The organism is Pseudoxanthomonas sp. 3HH-4 (genome assembly GCF_006716465.1).
In the GTDB taxonomy this organism is placed as follows: Bacteria; Pseudomonadota; Gammaproteobacteria; order Xanthomonadales; family Xanthomonadaceae; genus Pseudoxanthomonas_A.
On sequence record NZ_VFPB01000003.1, the window covers coordinates 128438 to 140906 of the forward strand.

At 65.2% G+C, this 12469-nt stretch carries 11 protein-coding genes; 3 read left to right on the forward strand and 8 right to left on the reverse strand.

The annotated features are described in order from the left end of the window. Positions 1-7 precede the first annotated feature (7 nt). The 8 genes from glp to ndk all read right to left on the reverse strand — a co-directional run bounded on the left by glp (position 8) and on the right by ndk (position 7967). Positions 8-1225 carry a gephyrin-like molybdotransferase Glp gene (glp, locus tag FB548_RS10555; RefSeq protein WP_142124745.1) on the reverse strand — a complete coding sequence of 406 codons (1218 nt, stop codon included), beginning with the start codon at positions 1223-1225 and terminating at the stop codon, positions 8-10. Beyond that, the gene (der, locus tag FB548_RS10560; RefSeq protein ID WP_142124746.1) at positions 1222-2622 is read right to left on the reverse strand and encodes a ribosome biogenesis GTPase Der; all 1401 of its coding nucleotides are present in this window, start codon (positions 2620-2622) and stop codon (positions 1222-1224) included. Before der ends, glp begins: the two co-directional genes overlap by 4 nt. Before the next feature lie 181 nt (positions 2623-2803). After that, positions 2804-3991 (reverse strand): outer membrane protein assembly factor BamB, encoded by a 1188-nt coding sequence (bamB, locus tag FB548_RS10565; protein ID WP_142124747.1) that lies wholly within the window; start codon positions 3989-3991, stop codon positions 2804-2806. Further along, a complete protein-coding gene (locus FB548_RS10570; protein ID WP_142124748.1) occupies positions 3988-4623 on the reverse strand; it encodes a tetratricopeptide repeat protein in 636 nt (211 codons plus the stop codon). The genes bamB and FB548_RS10570 overlap by 4 nt, the downstream gene beginning before the upstream one ends. 61 nt (positions 4624-4684) lie before the next feature. Then, positions 4685-5500, reverse strand: coding sequence for a helix-turn-helix domain-containing protein (locus tag FB548_RS10575; protein ID WP_142124749.1), 816 nt, complete (start codon positions 5498-5500; stop codon positions 4685-4687). Beyond that, positions 5497-6318, reverse strand: a complete 822-nt coding sequence (gene pilW / locus FB548_RS10580; protein WP_142125048.1) for a type IV pilus biogenesis/stability protein PilW — start codon at positions 6316-6318, stop codon at positions 5497-5499. The genes FB548_RS10575 and pilW overlap by 4 nt, the downstream gene beginning before the upstream one ends. Next, the gene (rlmN, locus tag FB548_RS10585) at positions 6308-7495 is read right to left on the reverse strand and encodes a 23S rRNA (adenine(2503)-C(2))-methyltransferase RlmN (RefSeq protein ID WP_142125047.1); all 1188 of its coding nucleotides are present in this window, start codon (positions 7493-7495) and stop codon (positions 6308-6310) included. The genes pilW and rlmN overlap by 11 nt, the downstream gene beginning before the upstream one ends. Before the next feature lie 46 nt (positions 7496-7541). Beyond that, positions 7542-7967 carry a nucleoside-diphosphate kinase gene (gene ndk, locus FB548_RS10590; protein ID WP_142124750.1) on the reverse strand — a complete coding sequence of 142 codons (426 nt, stop codon included), beginning with the start codon at positions 7965-7967 and terminating at the stop codon, positions 7542-7544. A 219-nt stretch (positions 7968-8186) separates the two neighbouring features. Here ndk and FB548_RS10595 point away from each other — a divergent pair, with 219 nt between their 5' ends. Genes FB548_RS10595 through FB548_RS10605 form a run of 3 tightly spaced genes read left to right on the forward strand, consistent with a single transcriptional unit; the run spans position 8187 to position 12445 of the window. Beyond that, on the forward strand, positions 8187-8828 hold the full coding sequence (locus FB548_RS10595) for a TetR family transcriptional regulator (RefSeq protein WP_142124751.1): 642 nt from the start codon (positions 8187-8189) through the stop codon (positions 8826-8828). Between the two features lie 15 nt (positions 8829-8843). Further along, positions 8844-11216: a 3-hydroxyacyl-CoA dehydrogenase/enoyl-CoA hydratase family protein gene (locus tag FB548_RS10600; protein ID WP_142124752.1), complete on the forward strand. Its 2373-nt coding sequence runs from the start codon at positions 8844-8846 to the stop codon at positions 11214-11216. 23 nt (positions 11217-11239) lie between these two features. Then, positions 11240-12445, forward strand: a complete 1206-nt coding sequence (locus FB548_RS10605) for an acetyl-CoA C-acyltransferase (protein ID WP_142124753.1) — start codon at positions 11240-11242, stop codon at positions 12443-12445. Positions 12446-12469: the final 24 nt, after the last annotated feature.

Consider the following 12469-nt stretch of genomic DNA (forward strand, 5'->3'; position numbering starts at 1 on the left):
GCCCGCCTCAGCAGCCGATCACGTCGACCACGTCGCCCGCGCGATACTCGCGTGCGCCCTCGGGAAGCACGATCAGCGCATTGCTGTCGGCCACCGCGCGCAGCTGGTGCGAGGCATCGGCGGCATTCGGCACCACCTGCAGCCGTCCGTCCGGCGTGCTGTCCAGCCAGCCGCGCAGGAATTCAAGGCGTTCGTGCGTCTTCCGCCAAGGGGTGGCAAGGACCGCCGTCCATGACGGGCGCGGCTCGCGTCGGCGCTGCAGCCCATCCAGCAGGTCCCGACCCAGCGCCAGGAACGTCGCCAGTACCGAGACCGGGTTGCCGGGAAGGCCGAGGAACAGCGCACGGTCCATCTCGCCGAACAGCACCGGCATGCCGGGCTTCATGCGCACTTTCCAGAAATGGATGCTGCCATGGATCGCGAGCAGGCCGGGAACGTGGTCCTTCTCGCCGGCCGACACGCCACCGCAGGTGATGACTACGTCGAACGCCGCCGCGGCATCGGTCAGCACGGACTTCATGCGCTCAGGATCGTCTGGCAGGGTCGGCCATGCCGTCGGTTCGAGGCCCTCCGCTCGCAGCAGGCCCATGAGCAGGTCGCGGTTGCTGTTGTAGATCTGGCCCGGCGCCAGCGGCAATCCGGGCTCCACCAGTTCGTCACCGGTGGTGAACACGGCCACGGTCGGGCGCTGCGTGACGGCCAGCGATGCGATACCCAGCGCCGCAGCCAGCGAAACGCGGGCCGGCGTCAGCCACTGTCCTTCCTCAAGGACACGGACGCCCGCCTGCACGTCCTCGCCGACACGGCGGACATCCGCACCCGGCGCGATGCCGGCAGGCACGCGGACCGCATCCGCCTCCTCGGCGCAATCTTCCTTGATGGCGATCGTATCGGTGCCGCGCGGCAACGGTGCACCGGTCGTGATGCGGACGCACTCACCGGCACCGACCTCCAGGTCCTGCAGTCGCCCCGCGAACTGCTGGCCTATCAGGCGCAGCGTGGTCGGACCCTCCTTCGACAAGCTGGCATGCGCAAACGCAAAGCCGTCCATGCGGCTGTTGTCGAACAGCGGGAGCGCGATGGGCGACATGATGTCCTCGGCCAGTACGCGACCGCTGGCACGCGTCACCGGAACCCGCTCCGCCTTCAGCATCCGGTTGCCGGCGACCCCGCGGACGATGTCGCGAGCGGAAGCGAAATCGATGCGGGTCGGGTAAGCCGTCACTTGCCGCGCTTGACGTGACGGATCAGGCGGCGCTTCTTGGCGATCTGCTTCTCGGTCAGCACGTTCTTCTTGCCTTCGTACGGGTTGCTGCCTTCGCGGAAGATGAAGCGTACCGGCGTGCCGACCAGCTTGAAGCGCTTGCGGAAGAAGTTCTCCAGGTACCGCTTGTACGATTCCGGCAGCACCTTCAAGCGCGTGCCATGGACGATGAAGGTCGGCGGATTGGCGCCGCCCGGGTGCACATAGCGCAGCTTGGAGACATGGCCGCGGATGCTCGGCGGCGGGTTGGTTTCGTACGCGACTTCCAGCGCCTTGTTGACCTCGCTGGTGCCGAACTCTTTCGTCGCCGACGCATGCGCGCGATGGATAGCCTTGAACAGTTCGCGCAGGCCGGAACCATGCAGCGCGGAAATGCGCACCACCTCGGCCCACTCGACGAATCCCAGCTTGCGGGCGAGCAAGGCTTCGGCCTGTTCGCGCTGGTAAGTGGTCAGTCCATCCCACTTGTTGATGCCCACCACGAGCGCACGGCCGGCGTCGAGCACGGCGCCCAGCACGCTGGCGTCCTGGTCGGTGACGCCTTCGGTCGCATCCAGCAGCAGCACGGCCACCTGGCATTGTTCGATGGCCTGCAGCGTCTTGACCACGCTGAACTTCTCGACGGCCTCCTCCACCTTACCCTTGCGTCGCAGGCCGGCGGTGTCGATCAGGCGGTACTGGCGACCGTCGCGCTCCATGTCCACGGCAATCGAGTCGCGCGTGGTGCCCGGCACTTCGGACGCGATCATGCGTTCTTCGCCCAGCAGGCGGTTGACCAGCGTGGACTTGCCCACGTTGGGACGGCCTACGAAGGCCACCCGCATGCGGTTCGGATCGTTGTCCAGACCGGCTGTCGCGCCTTCTTCGGGAAGCCGCTGGTGGACTTCCTCCAGCAGGTCGTCGATGCCCTGTCGGTGCGAAGCCGAGATCGTGATGACGTCGGAGAAGCCGTAGCGGGCGAAATCCGCGAGCGCGGTGGTCTCGTTGATGCCATCGATCTTGTTGATGACCAGCAGCGTCGGGCGCGCGGCCTTGCGCAGCCAGGCCAGGATCTCGTCGTCGAGCGCGGAAGCGCCCTCACGGCCATCGACGATGAACAACACCAGGTCGGCCTCTTCGGCCGCCGCACGCGCCTGGCGTGCCGTGGCTCCCGCCAGGCCCTCTTCCTCACCGGCGATGCCGCCGGTATCGACGACCAGGAAAGGGGCGTCCTCATCGAGGCGGCAGACGCCGTAGTTGCGATCACGCGTCACGCCGGGCTGGTCATGCACCAGAGCGTCACGACTGCGGGTCAGCGCATTGAACAGGGTGGATTTGCCGACGTTGGGACGACCCACCAGGGCGACGAGGGGCAACATGCAGAGGCAACCGGAAAGGAAAATGTTGCCGGAGGCGTGTCGCCGCGCGCGGGGCACGGCCGCTCCGGTCTGGCAACGGGCCGCCATGGTATCGGAATACGTCCCCTTCCGCGAAAAAGGGCCGCAATGCGGCCCTTTCCAGCAAGACCAGGAGTGGGCCGACCCACTCCTCCGGCTGGGGTTACTTGAACCCGAAGGCGGTCAGGCCGCCCTCCACATCCTGTACCAGCAGGATGCCGTCGGCGACGACAGGCTTGCCACGCAGGGCTTTGCCCCCCACGCGGGCGCGCGCCGCGACCTCGCCATTGTCTGTCTTCAGCCAATGCAGGTAGCCGTCGTAGTCACCGACCACGGCGTAATCGCCATGGATGGTAGGTGCGGTCAGCGAGCGTCGCGCCAGCGTGGTGTTGGACCACAAGGCGCTGCCGCTGTACTTGTCCAGCGCCCAAACGGTACCCGCCGGATCGGCCACCATGACCGCGCTGCTGGTGACCGCCAGGCCACCCGCGCCACCGTTGTCCCGCGTCCACAAAGGACGGCCCGAAGGGCCTTCCAACGCAACGGTCTCCATCTTGTAGCTGGTGGCATACAGGGTGGTGCCTTCCAGCACCGGAGCGCCATCCACATCGGCCATGCGCTCGAGTTCGCTGCGACCTTCCGGCGTACCTACCGCCTGCGTCCACATGGGACGACCATCGCCCGCCGACAGTGCGGTGACCGTGCCGTCATCGCTGCCTGCGAACACGACGCCCGGACCGACCACGACCGGCGCGTTGCCGCGAACGGTCAGGCTGGGAAGCTCGTTGGTCCAGAACCAGCGGCGCTCGCCGTTTGCGGCGCTCAATGCGGTGACGCGGCCGTCATTGCTGCGCACGAAAACCAGATCCGTTCCAATCGACGGCGCCGCGATGACTTCGTTCGGCACCTTCACCTGCCATTTCTCGGCACCAGTGGCGGCATCAAGGGCGATGACTTGACCGTCCAGCGTGCCCACCACCACGAGCCCCTGGCCCGCGCCCGGCCCACCCGACAGTCGCAAATCGGACTTGTACTGCCACACCTGCTTGCCCGTCTGGAGATCGAAGGCACGCACGCCGCCTTCGACTGCAGCGGCATACACGCGGCCCCCTTCCACCACAGGCGCTTGCTGGATGCCCAGTCGATCCTCGCCTTTGCCGGCGTTCGCGCTCCAGAGCTTGGACACAGACACAGACTGCGTGATGTCGACCAGTTCCGCTGGATCGGTGGGCTTCTCGTCCGGCTTGTCGTCGCCGTCGAACCAGCCCTTTACCGTACTGCAGCCCCCCAGGGCGGCGATCAGGAGTGCTGCCGTCAGGAGACGGACGGGAAAACCATGGGTAAGCTTCATGCGGCGTCTCCGCTCTTGGGCGGCGTGCCGCCGGCGTGGATGAGTTTCAGCTCCACGAGCCGACGCTGGGGGGATACCACATCGAGCGTCGTCAACGCGCGCGTATAGGCATCCTGTGCTTCCTTCAACTTGCCGGCAGCCAGCAGCGCGTCGCCACGGACTTCCAGGCTGGATGCATCATCGGCCTTGTCCAGCAACTTCAACGCTTCATCGTGCTTGCCGGTATCGATCAGCAGGCGCGCCAGGCGCAGGTTCACAAGCGGCCGCAGCGAATCGACAGGCGTCAGGCCGCGCAATGTGGCGATGGCGGCATCACGCTCACCCGCCTGGATCTGCGCCTTGGCCAGTTGGAGACCGGCCACATCGGCGTACAGCTCGTCTTCCTTCATGAGCGAATCCACGGCGCCCTTGGCCTGCTTCAGGTCGCCCTTCGACAGATCCTCGACAGCCGCTTGGTACGCCTGGTACGCCTGTTCCTTCTTGCCCGCTTGGCTCTTCTGCCACCACTGCCAGCCGAAGATGACACCCAGCCCCAGGATCACGCCCCCCAGAAGACCGGCACCATTGTTACGGAGCCAGCTACGGACGCGTTCGCTTTGTTCGTGCTCGTCGAGCAGATCATCAATCGCCATGCGCTCTCTTGCCCCGTCGAGGCGGGGTCTTGGTCTTTGTTGGACAAACCCGTCGCGCGGGTCAGTCTCCGACCGGCGCTAAGGAACCCTCAGAGGATACCGTAAAGCGTGCGACATTCGCTCGCTGGTACGGCGCCAAGCTCACCGTACTACCGGCATGCTGAACCTCGACCGCCGTGGCATCACCCAGTTTGACGCGCCCCACCTCGCCCTTCGCATACCTGCGTTCTTCGCCCGCCCGGACGAGCGCATGCTCTACTTTGCGGCCATCGGGATCATTGACCTCGACCCAGCTGTCTCCCTTGAACGTGAGCGTCAGCCAGGATGTCGTCGCACGCGGAATTGGCGCCATTGAAGCGACATAGGGCGTTGCCTGCGGCCTACCGACCGGGCGGGTGCCTTCCGCCGTGTCTGGCGAATATTGCACGCTCGGGACGATGTCTAACGATGCCGTCGCAGCATCCGGCGCAGGGCCCGATGCTGGCCGCAAGGCCATCCATACCGGGGTTGCGATGACGAGCGTCAGCACCACGTAAACCGCGCGCCGCTTGAGGCTCTCGAAGAAGTACTGGAAACGCGGTGTATGACTATGACTGACCAGTTCTGCCGGCTTCGACACCACCGCCTCCGCCTGCTGCAGGAACGGTTCGACGTCCACCTTCAGCAGGCGGCCATAACTGCGCAGCTGACCGCGCACGAACACTGCCCCGCCCGACTGGTCCCACTGCCCGCCTTCGAGGGCGTGCAACACCTTCAAGGGCATCTTGAGGCGCTGACTGACCTCCTGCAAAGACAGGCCGGCCTGCTCACGCGCCACCTTCAGCGCCTCGCCGCACCCCTGCGACGGCGCCACTCCCCCACCTACCGTGTCCATCATGGCCCTGCATTTCCCCCAGAGTTGACGTCCTGCGCGTCGGGGAACTCCGCCCGAATCCGCTGAACATATCGACTGGCAGCGGCCTTGTCGCCGAGTCTATCCTCGATTTGTGATGCGAGTTTCAACACCACGGCACTGGCGGGTCCCGAAGCCAGCCTGCGCTCGATGAAGGCACGTGCCGACAGGTAGTGCTGCCGGTTGAATTCGAGCTCCGCCATCGCGCCAAGGGCGGTTGTATTGGATGGGTCGCGCGACAGCGCCAGACGCAGATCGCGTTCGGCCCGCTCGGTCTGTCCGGTGGCTAGGGCGCAACTGCCGGCATTCGCCATGGCCAACGCTGGCGTCGTGTAGCCAGGCGCCCGCACGGCACGGTCGAACCAAACCAGCGATTCGGCCGCCGCCCCGTTACTGCACAACCATGTGCCGTAATTGTTCTGGGCCCCACCCTGTCCGGGCGCCAGCTCTGCGGCACGCCGATACAGCTGGCCCGCCTCCTGCACCCGCCCGCGCCGATCTTCGATCACCGCCAGGAGCGTTGTTGCATCCACCGAGACGGGATCCAGTTTCAGAGCAGCGCGCGCATCCTTCTCCGCTGCATCGAGCTCTCCGGCATGCAGACGCTGCGTGGCACGAGCGAGCATCGTCTGCACAGACTGGCGGCGCTTGACCTCGGGACTGTCCTTGACCGAGTACTCAGGCGCTATCTGCTGCCCGGAGAGATGCTCCATCTTGCCCTTGGGGCGTACAAAGGTCAGGCGGCTGCAGGCGGTGCCCAGCAGAATGGGGATCAGCAGCAGGCAAAGCGCCTTATGCCGCATCGTCAATGCCCTGTTGCTGCAATTGCCGACGGAACTCAGCCTGCCGGCGCGTGCGGTCCATGACCTGCCCTTTCAATTGACCGCAGGCCGCATCGATGTCGTCACCGCGCGTGCGGCGGACCATGGTCAGCACCTGCGCGTCGAGGAGCAACTTCTGGAACGCACGGATTTCTTCTTCCGGCGAACGCTCGTAGCGCGTGCCGGGGAAAGGATTGAACGGAATGAGATTGACCTTGCCGGCATCCTTCAACTGCGCGGCGTTGCTGAACTTGCGCATCAGCTGGGCCAGCTGGCGCGCATGTTCGGGCTGATCGTTGATGCCCTTCATCAGCGTGTATTCGAAGGTCACCGAGTCACGCTTCTTGTTGGCGCGCAGGTAGCGCACGCACGACGCCATCAGTTCGGCGATCGGATACTTCTTGTTGAGTGGCACCAGTTGTTCGCGCAGCGCGTCATTCGGCGCATGCAGCGAGACGGCCAGCGACACATCGGTTTCGGTGGACAGCCGGTCGATCATCGGCACCAGGCCGGACGTAGACAAGGTGACGCGCTTGCTGGCCAGGCCGTAGCCAAGATCGTCGCGCATGATGTTCATCGCACGCACGACGTTGTCGAAATTCAGTAGCGGCTCGCCCATGCCCATCATCACCACGTTGGTGAGGCGGCGGTTCTGCGCAGGCACGTTGCCCAGGTGGCGCGCCGTCACCCACACCTGGCCGATGATCTCGGCGGTGGTCAGGTTGCGGTTGAAGCCCTGCGTGGCGGTCGAACAGAACGTGCAGTTGAGGCCACAGCCCACCTGCGACGACACGCACAGCGTGCCGCGGCTCTTGTCGGGGATGTACACGGTTTCGACGGCATTCTTGCCATCGACGCCCATGCCGAGCAGCCACTTGTGGGTGCCGTCGGTGGAGGGCTTGTCGAACACCACCTGCGGAACAACGACTTCGGCATGTTCCTGCAGTTTCGCTCGCAGGTTCTTGCCGAGGTCCGTCATCAGCTCGAAGTCGGTGACGTAGCGATGGTGGATCCACTTCATCACCTGATGAGCACGGAACTTCTGCTCACCCAGCTTCTCGATGAAGAAATGCTCCAGGCCCTCGCGATCCAGGTCCAGCAGGTTCTGTTTCGCAGGCACGGATGCACCGATGGCCACGGACGGTGCGTCCGTGGCCATTTTCAGTTCGATCGGTGGCAGTTCGTGGCTGCTCATCACTGTTCGCTCAGCGCGAGAACACTTCGGTGGCCGCGAAGAAGTACGCGATCTCGATGTTCGCGTTCTCGACCGAATCCGAACCGTGCGCGGCATTGGCGTCGATCGAATCGGCGAAGTCGGCACGGATCGTGCCCGGTGCGGCGTCCTTGGGGTTGGTGGCGCCGAGGATGTCGCGATGCTTCAGCACGGCGTTCTCGCCTTCCAGCACCTGGATCACCACCGGGCCGGAGATCATGAATTCAACCAGCGCATTGAAGAACGGACGTTCGCGATGCACGGCGTAAAAACCTTCGGCCTCACGGCGCGACAGGTGCTTCATCTTCGAGGCGACGATCTTCAGGCCGTTCTTTTCGAAGCGGGCATAGATCTCACCGACGACGTTCTTGGCGACGGCATCGGGCTTGACGATTGACAGGGTGCGCTCCAGCGCCATGGGGATTTTCTCCGTTGGGCGGGCCACTAAAGACCCAAGATTAACATGAAAAACCCGCGTCGAAACGCGGGCTTAGACCAGAAAGCGTAGAGAGATTCTAACGTATACGGCATCGCGATGCAGCAGGGATGCGGCAAATTGCTGCCCCGCAACATGACAGCGGCAGGAGCACAGCGGAGAATGAATCAAACAAGCGTTTGATTCAGTCCCGGAGACACCATGGCCAACACCACGCATTTCTCCACCAAGGAGCGCATCCTGGGGGCAGCCGAAGAGCTGTTCGCACAGCATGGATTCGCCGGCACTTCGCTGCGCCAGGTCACTAGTCGGGCCGACGTGAACATCGCGGCCGTCAACTACCACTTCGGCAGCAAGGAAAACCTGGTCAATGAGGTCTTCCGGCGCCGCATGGACGACATGACGGCCGCCCGCCTGTCCCTGCTCGAGAAGGCGCTGGCCGACCGCCCGGGCCAGCTGGAACCGATCCTGGCCGCCTTCGTCGAGCCTGCCCTTGCCCTGGCCCAGGACCGTCACGGCGGCGGCGCCTTCGTCCGGGTCATCGCCCGCGCCTACGCAGAAAAGAACGACGGGCTGCGCAAGTTCCTGTCCGACCATTACGGTCACGTGCTGCGCGAGTTCGGCAAGGCGATCGCCGCCTGCGTGCCGGGTCTCAGCAAGGAAGAACTCTACTGGCGGCTGGACTTCTTCTCCGGCGCCCTGACCTACGCCATGGCCGACTTCGGCCTGATCAAGCGCCCCACGGGCGTCACGGAGACGGCGCATCGTGAGCGCGCCGCCCGCGAACTGATCCGCTTCGCCGAGGCCGGCCTGCGCGCCGACCACGTCAAACAACCCCTGTAATCGCAAGGATTCCTCATGTCCAACCAACTGCTTGTACGCAAGGCGGCCGTCCTGGGCGCCGGTGTGATGGGGGCGCAGATCGCCGCGCACCTGACCAACGCCGGGGTCGACACCGTGCTGTTCGACCTGCCCGCCAAGGAGGGCCACCCCGACGGCATCGTGCTGAAGGCCATCGCTGGCCTGGCCAAGCTGAGCCCCGCCCCGCTGGCCAGCAAGTCGCTGGCGGAAGCCATCACCCCGGCCAACTATGAAACCGGGCTGGAGCACCTGAAGGGCTGCGACCTGATCATCGAAGCCATCGCCGAACGGATGGACTGGAAGCAGGACCTGTACAAGAAGATCGCGCCGTTCGTGGCCGACCATGCCGTGCTGGCGAGCAACACTTCTGGCTTGGGAATCAACAAGTTGGCAGAAGTTCTTCCGGAACAGCTTCGCCATCGTTTCTGTGGCGTGCACTTCTTCAACCCGCCGCGTTACATGCATCTGGCTGAACTGATCCCGGCCAAGACCACCGATGCCTCGGTGCTCGAAGGCCTGGAAGGTTTCCTGACGACCACGCTGGGCAAGGGCGTGGTGTATGCGAAGGACACCCCCAACTTCATCGGCAACCGGATCGGCGTGTTCTCGATCCTGGCGACCGCGCATCACACGGCCGAGTTCAAGCTGGGCTTCGACGAAGTGGACGCCGTCACCGGTCCGCTGATCGGGCGGCCGAAGTCGGCCACCTACCGCACTTCCGACGTGGTCGGCCTGGACACCATGGCCCACGTCATCAAGACCATGGGCGATACCCTGCCCGACGACCCGTGGCATGCCTACTTCAAATCGCCGAAGTGGCTGGAGGCCCTGATCGCCAAGGGCGCGCTGGGCCAGAAGACCGGTGCCGGCATCTTCCGCAAGGTGGGCAAGGACATCGTGGTGCTCGACCTGGCCAAGCAGGATTACCGTCCGGCCGACCGCGTCGCCGCGCCGGAAGTGGTCGAAATCCTGAAGATCAGGAACCCTGCCGAGAAGTTCGCCAAGCTGCGTGAAAGCCAGCACCCGCAGGCGCAGTTCCTGTGGGCGGTGTTCCGGGACCTGTTCCACTACAGCGCTTATCACCTGTCCGATATCGCCGACACCGCACGCGACGTCGACCTGGCCATCCGCTGGGGCTACGGCTGGTCGCTGGGCCCGTTCGAGACCTGGCAGGCGGCGGGGTGGAAGCAGGTCGCACAATGGATCGCCGACGACATCGTCGCCGGCAAGACCATGAGCAGCGCGCCGCTGCCGAACTGGGTGTTCGATGGCCGTGAGGGCGTGCACGCTCCCGAGGGCAGCTACAGCCCCGCGCGCAATGCGAAGCTGCCGCGCTCGGCCCTGCCCGTCTACCAGCGTCAGCGCTTTCCGGATCCCCTGCTGGGTGAAACCTTCTCCCAGGGCGAGACCGTCTACGAGAACGACGGCGTGCGCCTGTGGACCGACGGCGACGGCATCGGTGTGGTCAGTTTCAAGACCAAGATGCACACCGTGTCCGACGCCGTGCTGGAAGGCGTGCAGCAGGCGATCACCATCGCCGAGCAGAAGTTCAAGGGCCTGGTGATCTGGCAGCCGAAGGAGCCCTTCTCGGCCGGCGCCGACCTGGCGGGTGCGCTGGGCGCGCTGCAGGCCGGCAAGATCGCCGAGTTCGAAGCGATGGTGGCCAACTTCCAGGCGACCAGCCAGGCCATCAAGTACTCGCTGGTGCCGGTCGTGGCAGCCGTACGTGGCCTCGCCCTGGGCGGTGGCTGCGAGTTCCAGATGCACAGTGCACGCACCGTCGCGCACCTCGAAAGCTACATCGGCCTGGTCGAAGCGGGCGTCGGCCTGCTGCCGGCCGGTGGTGGCCTGAAGGAACTTGCAGTACGCGCTTCGCAAGCCGCGGGGCCGGGTGGCGATGTGTTCGCCGAGCTGAAGAAGACCTTCGAGACGATCGCAATGGCCAAGGTCTCCGCCTCCGCCGTTGAGGCCAAGGAACTGGGCCTGATGCGCGCGGGCGACAAGGTCGCCTTCAACGCCTACGAGCTGCTTCACATCGCCAAGCAGGAAGCGCTGGCGCTGGCCGAGACCGGCTACCGCCCGCCCCTGCCTGCCCGCCGCATCCAGGTGGCCGGCGACGTCGGCATCGCCACTTTCAAGATGATGCTGGTCAACATGCTGGAAGGCCGCTTCATCAGCGAGTACGACTACGAGATCGCTGTGCGCATCGCCACCGTGTTGTGCGGTGGCGAGGTCGATCGCGGCGCCCTGGTCGACGAAGAGTGGCTGCTGAAGCTGGAGCGCAAGCACTTCGTTGAACTGGCCCAGCAGGAAAAGACCCAGGCGCGCATTGCGCACATGCTGAAGACCGGCAAGCCCCTGCGTAACTAAGCGACGGACAAGGACACATCGAAATGAGCAAGCAGATCCAAGAAGCCTACATCGTCGCCGCCACCCGCACGCCGGTTGGCAAGGCGCCGAAGGGCGTATTCCGCAACACCCGTCCGGACGACATGCTGGCGCACGTACTGAAGTCCGTCGTCGCGCAGGCGCCGGGCATCGACCTCGGCCGCATCGATGACGCCATCATCGGCTGCGCCATGCCCGAGGGCGAGCAAGGCATGAACGTGGCGCGCATCGGCCTGCTGCTGGCGGGCCTGCCGAACACGATCGCCGCGCAGACCATCAACCGCTTCTGCTCGTCCGGCCTGCAGGCCGTGGCGATGGCGGCCGACCAGATCCGTCTGGGCAACGCCGACCTGATGCTGGCCGGCGGCACCGAGAGCATGAGCATGGTGCCGATGATGGGCAACAAGATCGCCATGGCGCCGAGCGTGTTCGACAACGACCACGTTGCGATCGCCTACGGCATGGGCATCACCGCCGAGAAGGTGGCCGAGGAATGGAAGATCTCGCGCGAGGACCAGGACGCCTTCGCAGTCGCCTCGCACCAGAAGGCCCTCGCCGCGCAGGCCGCGGGCGAGTTCAAGGACGAGATCAGTCCCTACGAAGTGATCTCGCGCCAGCCCGACCTGGCCGGCAACACCGTTCGCCTGAAGAAACTGCTGGTCGAACAGGATGAAGGCCCGCGTGCGGACACGTCGCTGGAAGGCTTGGCCAAGCTGCGGACCGTGTTCCGCAATCCGCAGTTCGGCGGCACCGTCACTGCCGGTACCTCGTCGCAGATGAGCGATGGCGCCGCCGGCGTGTTGCTGGCGTCGGAGCAGGCGATCAAGGATTACGGCCTGACACCGCTGGCCCGTTTCGTCAGCTTCTCGGTCGCCGGCGTGCGTCCTGAAGTGATGGGCATCGGCCCGATCGCCGCGATTCCGAAGGCCCTGAAGCAGGCCGGCCTGACCAAGGACCAGCTGGACTGGATCGAGCTCAACGAAGCTTTCGCCGCGCAGGCGCTGGCGGTGATCCGCGACAGCGACCTTGATCCTTCGAAGATCAATCCCCTGGGCGGCGCCATCGCGCTCGGCCATCCGCTGGGCGCCACCGGTGCGATCCGCACCGCCACCATCGTCCACGGCATGCGCCGTCGCCAGCAGAAGTACGGCATGGTCACCATGTGCATCGGCACCGGCATGGGTGCGGCGGGCATCTTCGAGTCGCTCTGACTGTTTGCCCTTCCGTGTCGAACG